The organism is Tessaracoccus yangjingae, from assembly GCF_055326235.1.
In genome coordinates this window covers 97,511-118,868 of the sequence record NZ_JBUZNN010000008.1, presented here as the reverse complement: position 1 = coordinate 118,868, position 21,358 = coordinate 97,511, and the positions used below count along the sequence as shown (strand labels likewise).

Here is a 21,358-nt window from a genome sequence, read left to right as displayed (position 1 = left end):
CCGCGGACGTCAGTGGAGGATGGCGAGCACGTCGTGGCGGGGGCCCGCGTGGTCCGTCCAGCGGCCGATCAGGGAGCCGGCCGCGTTGTCCGGGGTGGGGATGGCGCGCTCGAGCAGGCGCATCACCTCGAGCCTGCTGCCCTCCCCCGGGAGGGTCCCCGTGCCCCTGGCCGTCATGGTGATGGGCAGCTGGTTGCCATGGGCATCGCGAAGCTCGGCCTCACTGCCTGCCTCGCTGATCACCCGCGTGGCCTCCGCCACGAAGACCGGGTCCGTGGCCGCGTCGTAGCAGTAGCGCAGCCCCAGCTCCGAGTGCTGCAGCGTGCCGATCAGGTCCGCGCCGTCGAGGGGCTGGGCGCGCCAGGTGACCGGCACGAAGTAGTAGTCGCCCTTCGCCTCCACCACCATGCAGTCCAGGCCCACCTCACCATCGGGGTCCACGAAGCGGAAGTAGGCGGCGCGGCGCAGGCCCGCCTCGCCCCCGTGGAACCACTGCTGCCCCGGCAGCCACCGGGCCAGCAGCTCGAGCTTCGACGGCTCCAGCGTTGCGCCGACGTGCAACTCGGCGGCCCGGCTCACGACGCGACCGGGGTTCCGTAGCGCTTCGCAGCCCTTGCCTGCGCCTTGACGCGTTCCTCCTCGCGGTCCTTCGGCGGGGCCGTGGTGACCAGCTCGTCGAGCAGGTCCGCGGTGATGTGGGCGATGGCGTGGACGGCGCGGTGGAACGCCTCCTCGTTGGCCTTGCTGGGCTTGGTCACGCCCGCGACCTTGCGCACGTACTGCAGCGCAGCCGCGTTCACCTCGTCGCTGGTGGCGGGGGGCTCGAAGTTGTTCAAGGGCCGGATGTTGCGACACATGCCACAACCCTACGTCGGGTCAGGCGGGCACAGCCTCGAACCGCGACACCGACTCCTCGGCCGCGACCCTGAATCCCGCGTCGTCGACGCCCGTCACATGCGCGGCGGCACAGGCCGACGCCCAGGCGACGGTGTCGCGGGGTGCGCGACCCTCCAGCACGCCGATGGCCAGCCCCGTGACGAAGGCGTCGCCGGCGCCCACCGACAGCTTCGGCCGCTCCACCCGGCATCCGCCGCGCCACGCCTTCCCGCCGTCGAGGAAGGCGACGCCCTTCGCGCCGAGGGTGATGATCGGCAGCCCGACGCCGAACCGGGCCAGCAGGGTGAGGTAGCCGACGAGGTCGTGGGCCTCCCCCAGCACGTCGAGCGCACGGACCTCCTCGTCGTTGGGCTTGACCGCCGCCAGCAGCCCCGTCGCCACGGCCGCGACCAGCTGAGGGCCCTGGTTGTCGGAGATCACGCGGGCACCCCTCGCCGCGAGCGACACGACGGTGGAGGCCAGCGACGACGGCGGCACCACCGCGGGGATGGAGCCGTTGAGCGTCACCACATCGCCCGGCTGCGTGTCCGCGACCACCGCCGCGAGCAGCTCCTCGGCCGGCCGGGCCGAGACCAGCTGGTAGCCGGGCGAGACCATGTGCGCCGCGACGTGGCCCTCCATGAGCAGCGTGAGGTTGTGCCGCGTCCGCCCGGGGACGGGGACGCTGTGCACGGTGACCCCCGCCGCCTCCACCTCCGAGACGTGCTGCGCCTGCTCCCGCTCGCCGATCAGGTAGTAGGCGTGCGCGGGCACGCCGCACAGCGCCACGCGCCGGGCCACGAACACGCCCTTCCCGGACGGCTGCGACTCGTACGCCCTCGCCTTCTCGACGCCGCCCCAGGTGACGCCGTCGACGAGGAAGTGATCGTCGAAGCCGGTGTTGAAGGTCACCGTGCGCACCACCGGGCCCATGGCCTGCCGCCTCTCCGCGCCGCCGTCGGCGCTCGGGAACACTGGTCGATCATCACCTGGCCGGCTCGATCGGCGCGTCCCTCGCCCCACGGTAGCGATCCCGCCCCTGCGGGGGCGGCCATGGGGCGCATCTGCCACGATGGGGCACATGCTGGCACTTGCGAAGACGCGGCCCGGCCCGGGGCTGGAGCTGATCGAGCTCCCGCGACCCACGCCCGGCCCCAACGAGGTGCTCATCCGTGTCATGCGCACCGGCATCTGCGGCACGGACCTGCACATCGACAGCTGGGACGGCTGGGCGTCGCAGGTGGTCACCACGCCGCTGGTGGTGGGGCACGAGTTCTGCGGCGAGATCGTCGAGCTGGGTTCCTCGGTGACCGGGCTCGAGGTGGGCCAGTTCGTCTCCGGCGAGGGGCACTACGTGTGCGGGCGCTGCCGGGCCTGCCTCGCGGGGAAGCGGCACCTCTGCCGCAACACGCGCGGCATCGGCTACCACGTCGACGGCGCCTTCTGCGAGTACTTCGCCATGCCGTCGTCGAACGTGTGGGTGCACCACACGGCGGTGGATCCGGATGTCGCGGCCATCTTCGACCCGTTCGGCAACGCCGTCCACGCGGCCCTGCAGTTCCCGGCGCTCGCCGAGGACGTGCTGGTCAGCGGCGCGGGTCCCATCGGGATCATGGCGGCCCTGGTGGCAAAGTTCCAGGGGGCGCGCAACGTCGTGGTCACCGACCTCAACGACGAGCGGCTCGAGCTGGCCCGCCGGCTGGGGCTGACAAACACCGTCAACGTGTCGCGCGAGGACCTGGCCGACGTGTACGACCGGTTCGACATGCGGGAGGGGTTCGACATCGGGCTGGAGATGTCCGGCTCCGGGGCCGCGCTGTCGTCGATGATCGCGCACATGACGCACGGGGGACGGATCGCGCTGCTGGGCACGCCGTCGAGGCCGCTGGAGGTGGACTTCTCCACCATCATCTTCAACATGCTGACCATCCAGGGCGTGACCGGGCGGCAGATCTTCGAGACCTGGTACGCCATGAGCGCGCTGCTGCGCTCGGGTTTGGACATCTCGGGGGTCATCACCCACCGCTTCCCGGCGTCGTCGTTCCGCGAGGCGTTCGATGTCGCGGCGGCGGGTCACGCCGGCAAAGTCATCCTGACCTGGGACGAGTGAGGACCACCATGGCATTCCTGGACCACATCCGCGGCGAGCTCGCGCAGCTGCGCGCCGACGGCCTGTACAAGACGGAGGCGCCGTTGACGACGGCGCAGGCCGCGCACGTGGGCACCCCCTCCGGCGAGGTGATCAACCTGTGCGCCAACAACTACCTGGGGCTGGCTAACTCGCCGGTGCTGATCGACGCCGCCAAGCGCGCCTACGACCGGTGGGGCTTCGGCATGGCGTCGGTGCGGTTCATCTGCGGCACGCAGACGCAGCACCAGGAGCTGGAGTCGCGGATGACGGCGTTCCTCCGGACCGGACGCAACGGCTTCGACGGCTGGGACACCATCCTCTACTCCTCCTGCTTCGACGCCAACGGCGGCCTGTTCGAGACCCTGTTCGGGGCCGAGGACGCCATCATCTCCGACGAGCTCAACCACGCCTCCATCATCGACGGCGTCCGCCTGAGCAAGGCCGCCCGCTACCGCTACCGCAACCGCGACATGGCTGACCTGCGCGCCCAGCTGGAGGCGTCGCGGGGGGCGCGGCACCGCGTGATCGCCACCGACGGGGTCTTCTCGATGGACGGGTTCGTGGCGCCGCTCGACGAGATCTGCGCGCTGGCCGACGAGTACGACGCTCTGGTGATGGTCGACGACTCGCACGCGGTGGGCTTCGTCGGCGAGACCGGCGCGGGGACGCCGGAGCGCTTCGGCGTGATCGACCGGGTGGACATCCTGACCGGAACGCTGGGGAAGGCGCTGGGCGGGGCCTCGGGCGGGTACACGTGCGCCCGGTCCGAGGTGGTGGAGCTGCTTCGGCAGAGGTCGCGGCCGTACCTGTTCAGCAACTCGCTGGCGCCGTCGATCGTCGCCGCGACGATCGCCTGCCTGGACCTGCTGGAGACCTCGTCGGCCCTGCTGGAGCGGTTGGCTGAGAACACGGCCTACTTCCGCCGTCGGATGGTCGAGGAGGGGTTCGACATCCCCGAGTCCGACCACCCCATCGTCCCGGTGATGCTGGGCGACGCCGTCCTCGCCGCGCGGATGGCCGACGAGGTGCTGGCCCGGGGCGTGTACGTGCGGGCGTTCTCCTTCCCCGTCGTGCCCAGGGGCGCGGCCCGGATCCGGACCCAGATGTCGGCCGGATTGTCGCGGGCGGACCTTGATGTCGCGGTGGGCGCCTTCGTCGCGGCCCGCGCCGCCGTCGGCGAGGCTCAGACCGATTGATCAGTGGTTCCCAACCGCGGAGAGACGGTCCCCCAGTGACGGGCTTCACGCTCAGGCCGGCAGGGGGCACCGGCACTGCGGGCACTTTTTCGCGGTCAGCGGGGCGGGAGGGCCCACTGGTAGGCTCGCCGAAGCCGGGGTGCCCCGAAGTCGGGGCTGAGAACACACCCGCAACACCTGATCTAGGTCGTGCTAGCGAAGGGAGCCACCTCTCATGACCATTCCCACCCCCTCCACGCCCGGCGACGCCACCGACGTCGCCCCACCGCACCCCACGAGCGCCATCCTCGCCGCCCTCCGCGACACCACCCCGCTGGTGCACTGCATGACCAACACCGTGGTGCCCGAGATCACCGCCAACGTGCTGCTCGCCGTCGGGGCCGCACCCGCCATGATCGACCTCCCCGAGGAGGCCGCGATCTTCGCCACCGTCGCCTCCGCCCTGCTCATCAACGTGGGCAACGGCCTCTCCGAGCAGCACGAGGGCATGCGCCGCGCGGCGGCGGCGGCCGACGGCGCGGGCACCCCCTGGGTCCTCGACCCGGTCGCGGTGGGCGCCCTCCCCGTGCGCACGCAGCTCGCCCGCGACCTCCTCGCCCACCGCCCCACCGCCATCCGCGGCAACGCCTCCGAGATCCTGGGCCTCGCCGGCGCCAGCGGCGGAGGTCGCGGGGTGGACGCCACCGACGAGGTGGAGGCCGCCGTCGAGACCGCCCGCAGCCTCTCAGCCGCCACGGGCGCCGTCGTGGCCATCTCCGGCCCGGTGGACGTGGTGGTCAGCCCCACCCAGACCACCAGGATCACCGGCGGGCACCCGCTGATGCCGCTGGTTATCGGCACCGGCTGCGCGCTCGGCGCGACGGTGGCCGCGACACTCGGCGCCTGCCGCGACACGCACGCCGCGCATGACGCCGTCGTGGCCGCCCACGCCCTCTTCGGCGCCGCGGGGCTCACGGCCGCCCAGCACGCCCGCCACCCGGGCAGCTTCCGCACCGCCTGGCTAGACGCCCTCCACGCGCTCACGCCCGAAGAGGTCGCCGCCCTCGTCACCATCGAGGAGCAGGCATGACACAGGCCTCGCCCGGCCTCGCCGACGGCGTCGACTGGCGCCTCTACTACGTCACCGACACCGCCCTCTCCGGCGGCCCGGACCGGGTCCCGCACGTCGTGGAGCAGGCCGTCCTCGGCGGCGCCGGGGTGGTGCAGATCCGCGACAAGGACCTCCCCGGCTACGAGTTCCTCGCCCTCGCCAGGGCCTGCGTGCAGGCCGCCCGCCGCGCCCAGGATCAGACGGGGCGCCCCGTCGCGCTCGTCGTCAACGACCGCCTCCACGTGGCCGAGGAGCTGGGCCTCCACTTCCATCAGGGCCAGGACGACGGCGACATCACGCAGGCCAGGCACCGCCTCGGCGCGGATCTCCTCATCGGCCTCAGCATCTCCACCCAGGACGAACTGGACGCCGAGCTCGCGGACCAGACGGCCGACGTCCTCGGCTTCTCCCCACTGTGGGCCACACCCACCAAGACCGACGCCGCCCCCGCGCTGGGGTCCGACGGCACCGCACGGCTCGTCGCAGGCACCGCGGCCCGCGCGAAGACCCTCGCGATCGGCGGCATCAACGCCGCCAACGCGGCGCAGGCCATCGCCACGGGCGTGGACGGGATCTGCGTCGTGTCCGCCATCACCACCGCCCCCGATCCGCGAGCCGCCGCCGCCGGGCTGCTCGCCCTCTGGAGAACCCGATGACCACCACCACCCCGAAGATCGCGTTGAGCATCGCAGGCTCGGACCCCAGCGGGGGCGCCGGCATCCAGGCGGATCTCAAGACGTTCACGGCCCTCGGCGTCTACGGCGCCGCCGCCCTAGCGGGTCTGACCGTGCAGAACACCCAGGGGGTCCGCGCGGCCCGCCCGGTCGACCCGTCCTTCGTCCGCGACCAGATCCTGGCGGTGTTCGACGACCTCCCCGTCGCCGCCACGAAGCTCGGCATGCTCTCGAACGCGGAGGTGGCCAACGCGGTGGCCGACGTGCTCGAGGAGCGCCGCGACCACGCGGGCCTCATCATCCTGGACCCCGTCATGATCGCCACGTCCGGCGACGCGCTGCTCACCGACGACGCCGTCGACGTCGTCCGCACCCGCCTGCTCCCGCTCGCCGATGTCGTCACGCCCAACGTTCCCGAGGCCGCCGTCCTCCTCGGCCAACCGCCCGTCACCGACACCAACGGCCTCATCCGCCAGGCGCGCCAACTCGTCGACGCCGGCGCCCGCGCCGTCCTGGCCAAGGGCGGGCACCTCACCGGCACCGAGCTCACGGACGTCTTCGCCCACGGCGACGAGCTGTCCCTGCTGACCGGCCCCCGCATCGCGACCCGGCACACCCACGGCACCGGCTGCACCCTGAGCTCGGCGATCGCAGCCGTCGCGGCCCGCCGGGGCGACACCCGGCGCACCGGCGTGCGGCTCGAGTCCGTGGAGGAGGCGCGCGACTACCTCATGCGCGCCCTCGAGTCCGGCGCGGGCTGGCGGCTCAGCCGCACCGCTGACCAGGGCCACGGCCCGGTGAACCACCTCGTGGGCCGGGTGGAGTCGTGGCTGTGAGCCCCGACTGGACCCCGGGGCCCTTCAGCGCCGAGGCCTGGGACGCCACCGCCGCCATCCGCGGGCGCATCGACACGCTCCCCCTCCTCACTGAGCTCGCCGACGGCACCCTGGAGGCGCACCGCTTCGTCGAATACCTCGGACAGGACGACTTCTACCTCCGCGGCTACACCCGGGCGCTGGCCACCCTCTCCTCCCGGGCCCCCACCTCCCAGGCCGCCGCGTTCTGGGCACGCAGCGCCGGCGAGGCGGTGGAGGCCGAGGTGCTCATGCACGACGCACTCTTGGCCGACGAACGGCTGAGCGGCCTCGCCCGCCCCGCCGTCGCCTCCCCCACCACCCGCGCCTACGTCAACTCGCTCCTCGCGGCGACGGCGTTCGAGCCGTATGCGGTCGGTGTCGCGGCGGTGCTGCCCTGCTACTGGGTGTACGCCGACGTGGGCGCCACCCTCGCCCACCGGGCCGCGCAGCTCGACGACCATCCCTACGCCGGATGGGTGGCCGCCTACGCCGATCCCGCCTTCCAACAGGTCACCCGGGAGGCCATCGCCCTCCTCGACCACGCCGCCGCGGAGGCCGACGACGCCACCAGGGGGCGGATGCTCACGGCCTTCGTCGACGCCACCTGGTACGAGGAGCAGTTCTGGCGCCGGTCCTACGAGGTGGAGGCCTGGCCGGCCTGAACGTGTCACAGCCGTCTGGCTTGGCGTTATGGAATCGTTACCAACCTGACACGTCACCGAGACAAACGGTTTGGGGGTTTCCACCGCGGCTCAACTAATGTGTGCGCCATGCCAGATACAGCGCTGCATGGACGCCCGTTGCCCGCCGACGAGACGCCCAACACCGACACCCGCACGTACGGTCCCGCGTCCACCCCGACGCACCCCCTCGCCACCGCACCGGTCGGCGCGCCGCCCTTCTCCGTCGACGGGTTCGTGAAGGAGTTCCTCCACGAACTCAACACCAACCAGGGCGTCACCCTGTCGCGCTCCAGCGTCAACGACCAGTACCTGGCCCTCGCCAGCACCGTCAAGAACTACCTGATGGCCCGCTGGCTCGAGACCAACCGCAAGACCCGCGAGGCCAAGGTCAAGACCATCGGCTACCTGTCAGCCGAGTACCTCCTCGGGCGCCAGCTCGGCAACGCACTGCTGGCCACGGACCTGAGCGACATCGCGAGGCAGGGCCTCGAGTTGTGCGGCATCGACATCGCCACCCTCCGCGCCCAGGAAGTGGAGCCCGGCCTCGGCAACGGCGGCCTCGGCCGCCTCGCCGCCTGCTTCATCGACTCCATGGCCACGATGGACGTCCCGAGCATCGGCTACGGCATCCGTTACGAGTACGGCATCTTCCGCCAGACCTTCGTCGACGGCCGCCAGGTCGAGCAGCCGGACACGTGGCTCGCACTCGGCTCGCCGTGGGAGTTCCCGCACCCCGAGGCTGCCGTCCAGGTCGACTTCGGCGGTCACACCGAGACCTACCTCGACGACGACGGCCGCGAGTGCACCCGCTGGGTCCCCGCCTGGAACGTGCTCGCCGTCCCCTACAACTACATGGTCCCGGGCTACCTCAACGGCCGCGTCAACACGCTGCGCCTGTGGAGCGCGTCGGCCACCAAGGCCTTCGACCTGCAGATCTTCAACGCCGGCGACTACGCCCAGGCCGTGCGGGCGCAGACCTTCGCGGAGAACATCTCGAAGGTGCTCTACCCCGAGGACTCCACGCCCCAGGGCAAGGAGCTGCGCCTGCAGCAGCAGTACTTCTTCGTGGCCGCCTCCCTGCATGACTTCCTCACCAACGAGCTCGAGGAGGGCTTCGACCTGCACAACCTGTCGGAGCGGATCATCTTCCAGCTCAACGACACCCACCCCGTCATCGCGGTGCCGGAGCTCATGCGCGTCCTGATCGACGAGAAGGGCTTCGAGTGGGACGAGGCGTGGGAGGTCACCCGGTCCTGCTTCGCCTACACCTGCCACACCCTGCTGCCCGAGGCCCTCGAGGTGTGGTCCACGGACCTCCTCGGCCGCCTGCTCCCCCGCCACCTGGAGATCATCTTCCGGATCAACGAGGAGTTCCTCGACGAGGTCCGCAAGGCGTTCCCGGGCGACGAGATGCGCGCCCGTCGCATGTCGATGATCGCCGAGTACCCCGAGCGCGGCGTCCGCATGGCCTTCCTGGCCACCGTCGCGGGCACCAAGGTCAACGGCGTGGCCGCGCTGCACTCGCAGCTGCTGCGCGACAAGGTGCTGCCGGACTTCTCCGCCCTCTGGCCGGACAAGTTCACCAACGTCACCAACGGCGTCACGCCCCGTCGCTTCGTGCGGATGGCCAACTTCAAGCTGGCCGAGCTGATCAGCGACTACATCGGCCACGGCTGGGTCACCGACCTGGAGCGCCTCAAGGAGCTTGAGCCCTACGCCGACGACCCCGAGTTCCAGGACCGGTTCCGCGCCGTCAAGGCGTGGAACAAGAAGCGCCTGACCAACCTGCTGCAGCAGCGCGACGGCATCGAACTGCCGGCCGGCCACATGCTCGACGTCATGGTCAAGCGCCTGCACGAGTACAAGCGGCAGTCGCTGAAGGTCCTGCACATCGTCTCGCTGTACGAGCAGGTGGTCTCGGGCAAGATCGCCGCCTCGGAGCTGACCCCGCGCACCGTCGTGTTCGGCGCGAAGGCCGCCCCCGGCTACCGGATGGCCAAGGACACGATCCACCTGATCAACTCCGTGGCGAAGAAGGTCAACGCCGACGAGCGGCTCGAGGGTCGCCTCAAGGTGGCGTTCCCGGCCAACTACAACGTCACCCTGGCCGAGAAGCTGATCCCGGCGGCGGACCTGTCGGAGCAGATCTCGCTGGCCGGCATGGAGGCCTCGGGCACCGGCAACATGAAGTTCGCCCTCAACGGCGCGCTGACCATCGGCACGGACGACGGCGCCAACGTCGAGATCCGCCAGCTGGTGGGCGACAAGCACTTCTTCCTGTTCGGCATGGTGGAGCCGGAGGTCGCGGAGCTGGGCGCCAAGGGCTACAACCCCGGCTCCTACTACGAGTCCAACCCGGAGTTGAAGGCGGCCCTGGATCTCATCCTCTCGGGCGAGTTCAGCGACGGCGACCCGCACACCTTCGATTCGGTGGTGTTCAACCTGCTGCATCAGGACCGCTTCATGGCGCTGGCGGACTTCCAGCCCTACATGGAGGCGCAGGCCAAGGTGGAGGCGAAGTACGCCGACGAGAAGGCCTGGACCCGCTCGGCCATCCTCAACGTCGCGCGCACGGGCTACTTCAGCTCGGACCGCTCGATGCGCGACTACCTGCAGCGCATCTGGCACACCACCCCGATGATCTGAGTCCCGAACTGCACGCAGTTGAGGGCCCCCGCCGCATGGCGGGGGCCCTCACGTATCCAGGGCAGCGGGGACTCGGGAGGAGTCTTGACCCTCACACCTCGAAGGTTGCCACTCCGGTCAAGCCCCTTGTACACACCGCCGTTGACACGCCCGTCGTCCACGACCCGTAGACCGTGGAGATCAGCGTCCCTGATGAATAGCAGCGGAGCTTGACTCTGACGCGTTGCCCATTGGGACAGCTTGCGTGACCGGTGTACTGGGTCCCGAGCCAGTTGGTATTGGTCGTGACCCAGGCGGCGCAGGACGGCTCGGCAACCGCCGCCTGCGCAGCGAGCCCAGCACCGGACCAGCCCTATGCCAATGCCATCGAAATCGCGCCAACCAAGAAGCGCCTCACTATGTTCCCCTCTCGTCTTCCCGGACAGCGCCGGCCAGCGTCTGCATTGATGCCAACAAGCGCTCTTCCACTCTCTCAAGCTCTTTTGAAATGTACTGCCGCGTGGCCATCCCCGTGACGGAAGTCCGAACATCCATGAGTTCTCGCGCCAGAAAGTCTGTATCCGCCCGGCTCTGGTCGAGCTTCGACCTGTCGAGTTGGGCTTGAGCGCGGTCCGTTGCCTCCTGCTTGTACTGAGCGAGAAGAATGAGAGGTGCGGAGAACGACGCCTGTACCGAAAGCATGAGGGTCAGGAACTGAAACGGATAGGGATCGAACCGCAGGGTAGACGGCAGTAGCGTGTTCCACAAGACCCACGTCACAAGAACTGCGGCCATCCAGTATATGAACCCGGTCGTGCCCATGAAGGCTGCCATCGCCTCCGAAATGGGCGTCCCCGTGTGACGAAGACGCGGATACGCGAATCGCCTGATTCTCGGCTCCGAAAGCGACCCCTGATGCTTCATGAGCGCATCCTAAACGCCTCGGCGCCCGCCTTGGTCGAGCGCGGGAACTAGCAGAGACCTCGAAGCTCCACCTCTCTATGGCTGCACGTGGTGGCGGCCGATCGGGACAACCAGCGGCGTGCCCGACACCGGGTCCGGGATCACCCGGCTCGGCACCCCGAAGACGTCGCGGACCAGGTCCTCCGTCACCACCTCCGACGGCGCGCCCGCCGCGACGATCGCGCCGTCGCGCATCGCGATCAACCGGTCGCTGTAGCGGGCGGCCAGGTTGAGGTCGTGCAGCACCATCACCACCGTCGTGCCGCGCTGCGCGTTGAGGTCGACGACGAGGTCCAGCACCTCGACCGCTCGAGCGATGTCGAGGAACGAGATGGGCTCGTCGAGCAGGAGGGTCGCGGTGCGCTGGGCGAGCACCGTGGCGATCCACACCCGCTGCCGCTGCCCACCTGACAGCTGATCCACGCGCCGCCCGGCCAGCTCCGCGGTCCGGGTCATCGCGAGCGCCTCGTCGACGGCGTCCTGATCCGTCCGCGACCACCCGCCGAGCATCGCCCGGTGCGGGTGCCTCCCCAGGCCCACCAGCTCCGCGACCGTCATGGCCTCCGGCGTGATCGGCGACTGCGGCAGCAGCCCCAGCCTGCGCGCCAGCTCGCGCGCCGGGAGCGTGGCCACGTCGTCGCCGTCGAGCAGGATCTGCCCGGACGACGGCGCCAGCAGCCGGCTGAACCCGCGCAGCAGCGTGGACTTCCCGCAGCCGTTGGGGCCGACGATGCTCGTGATCCGCCCGGCCGGCACCTCAACGTCCAGGCCGCGCGCGACGACGCGGTCCCCGTAGCCCAGCGTCACCGAGCGCGCAATGAGCTCACCCATGGATCTCCTCCTCCGAGGTCGAACGCAGCAGCAGCGCCACCAGCATGGGGGCGCCGAGAAGCCCGGTGATGATCCCCACCGGAAGGGGCCCCCACGGCCAGCGGGCGTCCCCGAGCAGGTCCGCGCCGAGGACGACGGCGGCGCCGACCAGCGCGGCGAGGGGCAGGGACGAACGGCCGGCGTTGAGCCGACGCGCGATCGGCCCGGCCAGGAGGCCGACGAAGGCGATCGGCCCGGCCACCGAGGTCGCCGAGGCGGTGAGCAGCACCACAACCAGCAGCACCGCGAGCCGCACCCGCGACACCCGGACGCCGAGCCCGCCCGCGAGGTCGTCGCCCACCTCGATCAGCCGCAGCGGACGCCCCAGCAGCAGGAGCAGCGGCAGCCCCACCGCGACGGCCACCCAGATGCGGCTGACGCCGTCCCAGTTGACCCCGTTCAGGCTGCCGCCGAGCCAGCGCATGGCGTCGCGGGCCTGGTAGACGCTGCCGCGGATGAGCAACCAGTGGATGACTGCCTGCAGCGCGAAGGCCAGGCCGAGGCCGATGAGGATGATCCGGTTCGACGCCGAGTGGGCGCCACCGGAGAGCACGAAGATGCCGAGCGCCACCGTGAGCCCGCCGGCGAACGCGGCGGCCGTGACCTGCGCCCCGCTGAGCCCGAACACCACTAGGCCGGCGACCGCGGCGGCGCTGGCCCCCAGCGTGACGCCCATGACGTCCGGGCTGGCCAGCGGGTTGCGCAGCATGGACTGGAACGCGGCGCCCGATCCGCCCAACGCCATCCCCGAGGCGAGCGCCACCAGGGCGATGGGCAGCTTGGTCTCCAGGAAGATGAAGCTCGCCGGGCCGAGGTCGGCGCCGAGCAGGATCCGGACGGCGTCGACGGCGGCGATCTGGTAGTCGCCCAGCAGCGCGCGGACGACGAACAGCCCGACGGTCACCACCGCCACGGCCACCAGGACCAGGCGACGGCGGCGCACCGTCGCGGCACGGAGGGCGGCGGCGGTCATGCGTGCACCGACCTGCGCACCAGCGCCACGAGCACCGGCGCGCCGAGGAGCAGCACCACGAGCCCGGCGGAGATCTCCGCGGGCGGCATGACCACGCGCCCGATGATGTCGGCGGCGAGCAGCAGCACCGGCCCCAGCAGCAGGGACCCGGCGATGACGACGCGGTAGTCCGGGCCCATCAGCAGGCGGACGATGTGCGGCACCACGAGGCCGACGAACCCGATCGGGCCGACGACGGCCACCGACCCGGCGGCCAGCAGCACCGCCCCGGTGGTGAGCGCGGCCCGGGTGCGGCCCAGGCGTGTGCCGAGGGCGGTGGCGAGGTCGTCGCCCACTGCGAGCGTGTTGAGGGTGGTGCCGGCCCAGACGGTGAGCGCGGCGCCGGCGAGCAGGACCGGCAGCGACGGCAACAGCAGGGGCAGGCCGCGGCCGCCGATGGAGCCCACCTGCCAGAAGCGCATCACCTCGAGCGCGGCCTGGTTGCGGATGGTGACCGCCGAGACGGCGCTCAGGCAGGCGGCGGTGACGGCGGCGCCGAGGAGCACCAGGAGGACGGGGTCGGGGCGGCCTCGGCTGAGCAGCGCCACGAAGGTCGCGGCGGCGCCGGCACCCAGCAGGCTGAGGCCCACCACCGTGCTCTGGGACGCTCCCACCCCCGTGACCACCCCGAGCGCGACCGCCAGCGCGGCCCCGGCGTTGATGCCGAGGAGCCCCGGGTCGGCCAGAGGGTTGCGGGTGACGCCCTGGAGGATGGCCCCGGACAGCGCGAGCGCCGCCCCGCAGACCACACCCACCAGGGTCCGGTCCACGCGCGCGGCGAGGATCGCGGCGGTGGCGGGCTCGCCGCCGGTGAGGAACGCCACGACGTCGCCCACCGGCACGCCCACCGAGCCGAACGCGAAGGAGGCCAGCACCCCCACGGCCAGGCAGCCGACGGCGATGAGGCCGCCGGCCGCCCGGGGGAGGGTCACTGGACCTTCGCGGCGGCCTCCGCCAGCAGCGGCAGGAACTTCTCCACCGCGACGGGGATGCTCAGCGGGGTGGGGCTGGACAGCGGCAGCGCGAGGGCCGGGTCCCCCGAGGCCACGTAGGCGCCGCTCTTCAGCGCCGGCAGGTCCTGGATGAGCGGCGCGGCCTGGAGTCCGTCGAGGGTGACCGAGTCGTCGACGTAGAAGACGATGACGTCCGCGTCGAACTCCGAGGCGCGCTCCGCGGAGACGTCGACGGAGAACTGGCCGGGGGCGCCGTCGCTGAGCTCGGTGACGATCGCGGGGGTCTCGAAGCCGACGGCGTCGAGGAAGCGTGGGCGGGCGTCGGTGGCGGTGTAGAGGCCGAACTTGGAGTAGTCGGCGGCGGCGAACCACAGCCATGCCGCGCTGGTGCCGGCGATCTCCGGGTATTCGGCGCCGGCCTTCTCGAGGAGGGCGGTGGTCTCGGCCTCGACCTCGGCGGCCTTGTCGCTGCGGCCGACGGCCTGCCCCACGAGCTCCAGCGAGTCCTGCCAGGAGGTGGACCACGGTGCCTCGGGGTAGGCGACCACGGGGGCCACCTTGCTCAGGGTGTCGTACTCCTCCTGCGTGAGGCCGGAGTTGGTGGCGAGGATCAGGTCGGGCTCGAGGGCCACGATCTGCTCGATCGGGGCGCCGGCCGAGTCGTCGTAACGGGTGGGCTGCTCGCCGCCCAGCTCGGCGACGGCGGAGTCGAACCAGTCGGTGGAGCCCGCCTCGTTGCCGCCCCAGGTGATCTCGACCGCCCCGACGGGCACGACGCCGAGCGAGACGAGCGTCTCGTGGTCGGTCCAGCCGATGGTGGCGATGCGGGTGGGCTCGGCCTCGATGACCGCCTCCCCCAGGGCGTGGGTCACGGTGACGGGGAACGCGTCGGTCGCGGTCGCGGAGGAGGACGTGGCCGCGGACGATGCGGCGTCCGGGACGGTCGTGGCTGCGGGGCCGGTGGAGCAGGCGCTGAGCGCGAGCGCGGCGGCAACCGCGCCCGCGATGCGGGACAGGAGGGACATATCGGTTTCCTTGAGGGTAGGGACGGTCAGACGCGTGCCTGGCCGAGCTTCCAGTAGCCGGAGAACAGCACCAGCTGCCTGTCGACGCCGCGCTCGGTGACGAGGAGGCGACGGCAGGAGGCAGCGAGGTCGCTCTCCCCGCAGAGGTAGAAGTAGTCGAACGACGAGGTGTCGAGCTCGCGCAGCAGCGCCAGGGCGCGGTCGCCGGGCGCGGCGCCGTCGCGGCTGACGACAGTGAGCCCCGGGTGCCAGGGCAGCGGCGTGAGGTGCGCGGGGTCCGAGGTCTCGACGATGATCCGGCAGTCCGGATCCAGGTCGCGGGACTCCATGATCGCGGCCAGGCCGGGCGCGGCGGTCTCGTCGACGACGAAGCAGAGCCGGGTGGCGGCGCCGGGCAGGAACAGCGCGCCGCACTGGCGGAAGCCGACGCGGTTCCCGGGGGCGGCCCCGAGCGCCCAGGCCGAGCCGGGTCCGGCGGTGCCGTGGGTGACGATGTCGACGTCGACGGTGCAGGCGGCGGGATCGTGCCTGCGGACGGTGTACCAGCGCAGCACCGGCCGGTCCTCCTCGGGGAGGTCCGCGACGGCGGCGCGGATGTTGACGCGGTCCGGGTCCGGGAGGACCAGGCGGCCGGAGGGGCCGGGCATGAGGAGCCCGAAGAACTCGTCGGCCGCGACGGTGCCGTAGCCGGCGAACTCCTCGGCGCTCAGCGTGATCCGGCGGACGGAGACGGAGGGGGATCCGACGGCGACCACCTCGGCCTCGAACAGCCGGTGCCCGACGGATTCCGGCATGGCGGCCATGGCGCCCCGGGCCTTGGCCTTGGCGATCCGGAACTGGGCCTTCTCCAGCAGCGACGAGATGCTCACGATGGTTAGGTTAGCCTAACCATGCCTTTACGCAAATCCCGTCTTGCGGATTTCAATCCCTCCGCAGGCGGAAGTGCCGGCAGTGGCCTCGAAGACTCAAGAGCGCGAGCTGACAAGGAACGTTCTCAGCGGTGGGCCCTGCGCGACAGCTTCACGTCGTTGCCCGCCCAGAAGAGGAAGCCCTTGAGGATCAGCGTGCCGTTGGCGCCGTCGCCCCTGGCCTGCCTCTCGATGTCGTTGCCCGCCATGACGGCGAGGGACTCGTCGATCACCCGGACGCCAGGGGGGACGAAGATGTCGTGGCCGGCCATGACGGCGGAGAGCTCGAGGGTGAGCACCACGCCGGGCCCCATCACGTCGTCGAGGTGGATGTCGTCACCGCCCCACCATGCGAAGTTGCGGTAGTAGCTCGTGCCGGGCGCCACGTCCACGTCCCTGCCGGTCAGGACCGTGAAGGTGAACGGGGCGGTGGAGGCATCGGCGGGCGGCCCCGCTGCCGGAAGCACGGCGGGCTGGCCACCCGGGCGGGTGGCCAGCCCCATGCCCTCAGGGAGGTCGTCGACGAGCCCATCGAACTCGTCGATGAACCTCGCCTGGAGCGCGGCATCCTGCCGCTCCCCCAGTTCCTCGACGCTCAGGCGGCCCTCTGCGTGCGCGCGCTGCAGAACCGTCAACACCGCGTCACGGTCGGCATCTCCGGCGCGGAGGCGCTTGTGAGGGATCAGTTCGTCGGACATTGGCCCAGTCTAGGAGGCGGGCTGCCCAGGCTCCTCGACGGGGGCGGCCGGCGCCGCGGGTGCGTCGTGGCGCGAGTCGCGGCCACGCTCCACCATGTCCTTGTAGCCCTTCGTCAGCTCCTCGACGAGCTTGTTCATCTGCTCACGCATCTGGGCCAGGAAGGCCTTCGAACCCTCGGTGGCCTCGGTGTCAGGGTGGGTCGCGACGTACTGGCGTTGCTGCTCCTCGTAGAAGCTCTTCGCCTTGTCCCCAACGAAGCCGACGAACCCGACGGCCGCATAGGCCGCCTCCGTGGCCGCCTTGACGATGTTCTCGCCCAGGTTCTCGGCGCCGGCCTTCTCAGACTGTTCGGCGTGCTCGGCCTCCACCACCTGCTCGTGCTCGGGCTCGTAGTCCTTGGTGTCCTCGGCGTCCACGAAGGTGGCCGTCGGAACCTCGTTGTGCTCGTGATCGGTCATGGCTGCATGGTCCTTCCCGCGGGTGTCCCCGCCTCTCCCTCCAGTGTGCCGCGCATCGTCGCCCGGCACAGGGGGGAGACCCCTGAAATGTGCCCGGGGCCGACCCTGGGCAGGGGCGGTTCAGCCGGCCGCGGAGGGCGGCAGCGCCAGGCGGCGGCCCGGGCGGAACCGTCCGGCGTGGACGGCCCCGGAGGACTCCGCGGTGAACACGCGCATGGCCGCCTCGTGCGTCTGCAGGCGGCGGATGGTGTCGGTGAGCCGGTCCACCTGGTCCCTCAGGCCCTCGACCTCGGCCTCCAGCGCGAGGATGCGCCGGATGCCCTCCAGGTTGATGCCCTCGGTCTGGCTCAGGTGTTGGACGTGACGCAGCTTCGCCACGTCACGCAACGAGTACCGCCGTCCGCGGCCCCGCGCCCGCTGCGGCACCACGAGCCCCAGCCGGTCGTACCCGCGCAGGGTCTGCGCGTGCATGTCCGCCAGGGAGGCGGCCACCGACACCGGGAACACGGCCGCGTCGACGTCGAACAGCTGGGGAAGGCTGGTCATGTCGCTCACCCTCCGAAGAGGGAGGCGCGGGGGTTGGACTCGTGCGCCTTCTCCGCGTACTCCTGCAGCGCCCGCTTGGCCTCGTCGCTCAGGTCGTCAGGGACCTGCACGCTCAGGGTGACCAGCAGGTCACCCATCGTGCCGTCGGACTTCCGTGCGCCCTTTCCGCGGACCCGCATCGTGCGTCCGTTCGGTGTCGACGGCGGGATCCGGAGCTTCACGTTGGTGCCGCTGAGCGTGGGGATGGTGATCTCCGCGCCGAGTGACGCCTCGGCGAAGGTCACCGGGACCTCCAGCGTGAGGTTGTTGCCGGCCCGGCCGAACAGCCGGTGCGGCTTGACGGTGACCGACACGTACAGGTCCCCGGCCGCTCCCCCGTTCTCGCCCGCCGCGCCCTTGCCCTTGAGCCGGATGCGCTGGCCGTCGTTGACGCCGGCGGGGATCCGCACCTGCATGGTCTTGGCGGAGCGTCCCCGGCCCGAGCCCTCACAGTCCGGGCAGGGGTTGTCGACGATGAGGCCACGGCCCAGGCACTCGGTGCAGGGCTCGCTCAGCTGGAACACGCCGCCCGTCTGGGACGACTGCATGCCGGAGCCCTCGCACCGCGGGCACACCCGCGGCAGAGAGCCCGCCTTGGCGCCGGTGCCCCGGCAGGAGGCGCACGGCTGATCGGAGATGGTGCGCATGGTCACCGTCGCGCCCTCGACCGCCTGCTCGAAGGTGATGGCGACGTCCCCCTCGATGTCGGCGCCCCGACGGGGCCCGCGCTGCGTGGCGCGGCGCGTGGCCCCCGGCTGACCGAACAGACCTCCGAAGAGGTCGCCGAATCCCGCGTTGGCCTGCCCGCCCTGCGCGTTGCGCAGCAGATCCTCGAACCCCGACGGCCCGCCCTGACCCGGACGCGCGAACTTGAAGCCCCCACCGAACAGGCTGCGGGCCTCGTCGTACTCCTTGCGCTTCTCGGGGTCGCTCAGGATCGCGTTGGCCTCCGAGGCCTCCTTGAACCTGGCCAGGGCGGCGTGGTTGTCCGGGTTCTGGTCCGGGTGGTTGTCCTTGGCGATCTGCCGGAACGCCTTCTTGATCTCATCGGCACTGGCGCTCTTGGAGACGCCGAGGACCTTGTAGTAGTCCTTTTCGAGCCAGTCCTTCGTGCTCATCTAGTCGATCATCTCCTCTCTGCTCAGTGCCTGGCGATCAGGGGTTGGCCACCGCGACCCGCGCGGGACGCACCACACGGGAGCCGAGCAGGTAGCCCTGCTGCATGACCTGCGAGACGGTGACCACCTCGACGGGTTCCTCCATGGGAACCGCCATGAGCGCCTCGTGGAGGTTGGGATCGAACGCCTCCCCTACCGCGCCGAAGGCGGTCAGCCCGTGCTTGGCCGCGACCTTCTGCAACTCCTCGGCGATCAGCCGGAAGCCGCCCTCGAGGCTCTCGTGCTGCTTGGCCAACTCGATGTGGTCCAGCACCGGCATCAGGTCGTTGACCACGGCCTCGACGCCCGACTGGCGGGCGAGGTCGCGGTCACGGTCCACGCGCTTCTTGTAGTTGACGTACTCGGCCGCCACCCGCTGGAGATCCAGGGTCCTCTCGGCGACGAGCGACTCGAGCTCGGCCACCTTGTCGATGGCTTCCAGGAGCTCCAGGCCCTCCGACGGCTCAACGGCCTCGGGTGAGGGCGTCTCCTCGACGCCCTCACCCACAGCCTCGCCGTCCGGAACGAACTGCGAATCGGTCACTTGTTGTCCTTCTCCTCATCGACGATCTCGGCTTCGACCACGTCGTCCTCACCCTCCTGGGTGGACTCGGTGGAGGACTCGGCATGGGCCGATTCCTGCGCCTGCTTCGCCTGCGCCGCCGCGTAGATGGCCTGGCCCATCGAGGCGGCCTTGGTGTTGAGGTCGTCGATGGCGGTCTTCACCAGATCGTTGTCCTCACCCTTCAGGGCCTCCTTGAGCGCCTCGGTGGCCTCCACGACGGGAGCCTTGACGTCCTCGCCGATGGTATCTGCATGCTCGGCCAGAAGCTTCTCGGTGCGGAACACCAGGGCGTCGCCCTCGTTGCGCATGTCGACGGCCTCGCGGCGCTTGCGGTCCTCCTCGGCGTGCGCCTCGGCGTCGCGGACCATGCGGTCGATGTCGTCCTTGGCCAGCGCGGAACCGCCGGTGACAGTCATCGACTGCTCCTTGCCGGTGGCCAGGTCCTTCGCGCCGACGTGCACGATGCCGTTGGCGTCGATGTCGAAGGTGACCTCGATCTGCGGGACCGAGCGGGGGGCCGGCAGGAGCCCGGTGAGCTCGAAGTTGCCCAGAGACTTGTTGTCGCGGGCGAACTCACGCTCGCCCTGGTAGACCTGGATCATCACGGCGGGCTGGTTGTCCTCGGCCGTGGTGAACACCTCGGAGCGCTTGATCGGGATGGTGGTGTTGCGCTCGATGATGCGGGTCATCACGCCGCCCTTGGTCTCGATGCCGAGGCTCAGGGGGGTGACGTCGAGGAGCAGCACGTCCTTGACCTCGCCCTTCAGGACGCCGGCCTGCAGGGACGCGCCCAGGGCCACGACCTCGTCGGGGTTGACGCCCTTGTTGGGCTCCTTGCCGCCGGTGAGTTCCTTGACCAGGTCCACGACGGCGGGCATGCGGGTGGAGCCGCCAACCAGCAGGACGGTGTCGATCTTGTCGACGGAGGTCTTGGCGTCCGAGATCACCGCGTTGAACGGCGCGCGGCAGCGGTCCAGCAGGTGCTGGGTCATGCGCTGGAACTCGGAGCGGGTGAGCTTCTCGTCGAGGTGCAGCGGGCCCTCGGAGGACGCGGTGATGTAGGGCAGGTTGATCGAGGTCTCGGAGGCGGCGCTCAACTCGATCTTGGCGCGCTCGGCGGCCTCCTGCAAGCGCTGGCGGGCCATCTTGTCCTTGGCCAGGTCCACGCCGTGCTTGTTCTTGAACTGCGTGGCCAGCCAGTCCACCACGACGGCGTCCCAGTCGTCGCCGCCGAGGCGCGGGTCGCCCTTGGTGGCCTTGACCTCGAAGACGCCGCCCTCGATCTCGAGGAGGGACACGTCGAAGGTGCCGCCGCCGAGGTCGAAGACCAGCACGGCCTGCTCGGTGTCGCCCTTGTCCAGGCCGTAGGCCAGGGCCGCGGCGGTGGGCTCGTTGATGATGCGGTCCACCACGAGGCCCGCGATCTCGCCGGCCTCCTTGGTGGCCTGGCGCTCGGCGTCGCCGAAGTAGGCGGGCACGGTGATGACGGCGTTGGTCACGGACTCGCCGAGGTAGGCCTCCGCGTCACGCTTCAGCTTCTGCAGCACGAAGGCGCTGATCTGCTGGGGGCGGTAGTCCTTGCCGTCGAGGGTCTTCTTCCAGTCCGTGCCCATGTGGCGCTTGACGGAGCGGATGGTGCGGTCCACGTTGGTCACCGCCTGGCGCTTCGCCACCTCGCCGACGAGGACCTCGCCGGAGGTGGAGAACGCGACGACCGACGGGGTGGTGCGGGCGCCCTCCGCGTTGGGGATGACGGTGGGCTCGCCGCCCTCGAGGACGGCGACGACGGAGTTGGTGGTGCCGAGGTCGATACCTACTGCACGAGCCATGGGGGTTCCTCCTAGGGAGACAAGTCTGAGTCAGGGCCTTGAGCCGAGTTGACTCAAGTTAAGCACATGAGCCCGGTGGGCTCAAGTCTCCTTGAGCCACCTCCGCTCAACCTTGGCTCGTCCGGCGGCGATGCAGATTCGCCCCGTTCAATACAGCGGTGCATCGCTTCGATACGATCCGAACAGCGAACGAACGAGGGGG

General features: G+C 70.8%; 22 protein-coding genes and 1 riboswitch. Of the genes, 7 read left to right on the top strand and 15 right to left on the bottom strand.

Translation table 11 applies throughout. From position 1 onward, the window contains the following. Positions 1–9: 9 nt before the first annotated feature. The 3 genes from ACZK5D_RS12310 to ACZK5D_RS12300 are packed head-to-tail and all read right to left on the bottom strand — an operon-like array spanning position 10 to position 1,851. On the bottom strand, positions 10–579 hold the full coding sequence (locus ACZK5D_RS12310) for a maltokinase N-terminal cap-like domain-containing protein (protein ID WP_463665491.1): 570 nt from the start codon (positions 577–579) through the stop codon (positions 10–12). Then, on the bottom strand, positions 576–857 hold the full coding sequence (locus ACZK5D_RS12305; protein WP_463665490.1) for a DUF2277 domain-containing protein: 282 nt from the start codon (positions 855–857) through the stop codon (positions 576–578). Before ACZK5D_RS12305 ends, ACZK5D_RS12310 begins: the two co-directional genes overlap by 4 nt. A gap of 19 nt (positions 858–876) precedes the next feature. Continuing rightward, the gene (locus ACZK5D_RS12300; protein ID WP_463665489.1) at positions 877–1,851 is read right to left on the bottom strand and encodes a PfkB family carbohydrate kinase; all 975 of its coding nucleotides are present in this window, start codon (positions 1,849–1,851) and stop codon (positions 877–879) included. Between the two features lie 106 nt (positions 1,852–1,957). Between ACZK5D_RS12300 and tdh the strand changes: the two genes are divergently transcribed. The 7 genes from tdh (at position 1,958) to ACZK5D_RS12265 (ending at position 10,153) form a co-directional block, all read left to right on the top strand. Further along, entirely contained in the window at positions 1,958–2,986 is a 1,029-nt protein-coding gene (tdh, locus tag ACZK5D_RS12295; protein WP_463665488.1) for an L-threonine 3-dehydrogenase, zinc-binding type, read from the top strand. Between the two features lie 8 nt (positions 2,987–2,994). Next, a complete protein-coding gene (gene kbl / locus ACZK5D_RS12290) occupies positions 2,995–4,203 on the top strand; it encodes a glycine C-acetyltransferase (RefSeq protein WP_463665487.1) in 1,209 nt (402 codons plus the stop codon). A 125-nt stretch (positions 4,204–4,328) separates the two neighbouring features. Then, a riboswitch (TPP riboswitch) is annotated at positions 4,329–4,424 on the top strand. Continuing rightward, positions 4,418–5,272: a hydroxyethylthiazole kinase gene (gene thiM, locus ACZK5D_RS12285; protein WP_463665486.1), complete on the top strand. Its 855-nt coding sequence runs from the start codon at positions 4,418–4,420 to the stop codon at positions 5,270–5,272. (Overlaps the previous riboswitch by 7 nt.) Continuing rightward, the gene (thiE, locus tag ACZK5D_RS12280) at positions 5,269–5,949 is read left to right on the top strand and encodes a thiamine phosphate synthase (protein ID WP_463665485.1); all 681 of its coding nucleotides are present in this window, start codon (positions 5,269–5,271) and stop codon (positions 5,947–5,949) included. Before thiM ends, thiE begins: the two co-directional genes overlap by 4 nt. Continuing rightward, positions 5,946–6,803, top strand: a complete 858-nt coding sequence (gene thiD, locus ACZK5D_RS12275) for a bifunctional hydroxymethylpyrimidine kinase/phosphomethylpyrimidine kinase (protein ID WP_463665484.1) — start codon at positions 5,946–5,948, stop codon at positions 6,801–6,803. The genes thiE and thiD overlap by 4 nt, the downstream gene beginning before the upstream one ends. After that, complete coding sequence (locus ACZK5D_RS12270; protein ID WP_458995982.1) at positions 6,800–7,486, top strand: TenA family protein; 687 nt, start codon at positions 6,800–6,802, stop codon at positions 7,484–7,486. The genes thiD and ACZK5D_RS12270 overlap by 4 nt, the downstream gene beginning before the upstream one ends. A 108-nt stretch (positions 7,487–7,594) precedes the next feature. Further along, positions 7,595–10,153 (top strand): glycogen/starch/alpha-glucan phosphorylase, encoded by a 2,559-nt coding sequence (locus tag ACZK5D_RS12265; RefSeq protein ID WP_458995981.1) that lies wholly within the window; start codon positions 7,595–7,597, stop codon positions 10,151–10,153. 396 nt (positions 10,154–10,549) lie between these two features. Here the strand turns inward: ACZK5D_RS12265 and ACZK5D_RS12260 are convergent, their stop codons facing one another. From ACZK5D_RS12260 to dnaK, 12 genes are all read right to left on the bottom strand, one after another. Beyond that, positions 10,550–11,056, bottom strand: coding sequence for a DUF1003 domain-containing protein (locus ACZK5D_RS12260; protein ID WP_458995980.1), 507 nt, complete (start codon positions 11,054–11,056; stop codon positions 10,550–10,552). 75 nt (positions 11,057–11,131) lie between these two features. Further along, positions 11,132–11,926: an ABC transporter ATP-binding protein gene (locus ACZK5D_RS12255; protein ID WP_458995979.1), complete on the bottom strand. Its 795-nt coding sequence runs from the start codon at positions 11,924–11,926 to the stop codon at positions 11,132–11,134. Then, complete coding sequence (locus ACZK5D_RS12250; protein ID WP_463665483.1) at positions 11,919–12,938, bottom strand: FecCD family ABC transporter permease; 1,020 nt, start codon at positions 12,936–12,938, stop codon at positions 11,919–11,921. The genes ACZK5D_RS12255 and ACZK5D_RS12250 overlap by 8 nt, the downstream gene beginning before the upstream one ends. Then, on the bottom strand, positions 12,935–13,909 hold the full coding sequence (locus tag ACZK5D_RS12245) for a FecCD family ABC transporter permease (RefSeq protein WP_463665482.1): 975 nt from the start codon (positions 13,907–13,909) through the stop codon (positions 12,935–12,937). Before ACZK5D_RS12245 ends, ACZK5D_RS12250 begins: the two co-directional genes overlap by 4 nt. Beyond that, entirely contained in the window at positions 13,906–14,955 is a 1,050-nt protein-coding gene (locus ACZK5D_RS12240; RefSeq protein ID WP_463665481.1) for an iron-siderophore ABC transporter substrate-binding protein, read from the bottom strand. Before ACZK5D_RS12240 ends, ACZK5D_RS12245 begins: the two co-directional genes overlap by 4 nt. Positions 14,956–14,981: 26 nt before the next feature. Then, positions 14,982–15,824, bottom strand: a complete 843-nt coding sequence (locus tag ACZK5D_RS12235) for a siderophore-interacting protein (RefSeq protein WP_463665480.1) — start codon at positions 15,822–15,824, stop codon at positions 14,982–14,984. 125 nt (positions 15,825–15,949) lie between these two features. After that, complete coding sequence (locus tag ACZK5D_RS12230; protein WP_463665479.1) at positions 15,950–16,561, bottom strand: DUF1707 SHOCT-like domain-containing protein; 612 nt, start codon at positions 16,559–16,561, stop codon at positions 15,950–15,952. Between the two features lie 9 nt (positions 16,562–16,570). Beyond that, entirely contained in the window at positions 16,571–17,020 is a 450-nt protein-coding gene (locus ACZK5D_RS12225) for a hypothetical protein (protein ID WP_463665478.1), read from the bottom strand. 120 nt (positions 17,021–17,140) lie between these two features. Then, positions 17,141–17,566, bottom strand: a complete 426-nt coding sequence (locus ACZK5D_RS12220) for a heat shock protein transcriptional repressor HspR (protein ID WP_463665477.1) — start codon at positions 17,564–17,566, stop codon at positions 17,141–17,143. A gap of 5 nt (positions 17,567–17,571) precedes the next feature. Further along, positions 17,572–18,723 (bottom strand): molecular chaperone DnaJ, encoded by a 1,152-nt coding sequence (gene dnaJ / locus ACZK5D_RS12215; RefSeq protein ID WP_458995971.1) that lies wholly within the window; start codon positions 18,721–18,723, stop codon positions 17,572–17,574. Positions 18,724–18,760: 37 nt separating this feature from the next. After that, complete coding sequence (locus ACZK5D_RS12210) at positions 18,761–19,213, bottom strand: nucleotide exchange factor GrpE (protein ID WP_463665530.1); 453 nt, start codon at positions 19,211–19,213, stop codon at positions 18,761–18,763. Between the two features lie 89 nt (positions 19,214–19,302). After that, the gene (dnaK, locus tag ACZK5D_RS12205) at positions 19,303–21,156 is read right to left on the bottom strand and encodes a molecular chaperone DnaK (protein ID WP_463665476.1); all 1,854 of its coding nucleotides are present in this window, start codon (positions 21,154–21,156) and stop codon (positions 19,303–19,305) included. Positions 21,157–21,358 lie beyond the last annotated feature (202 nt).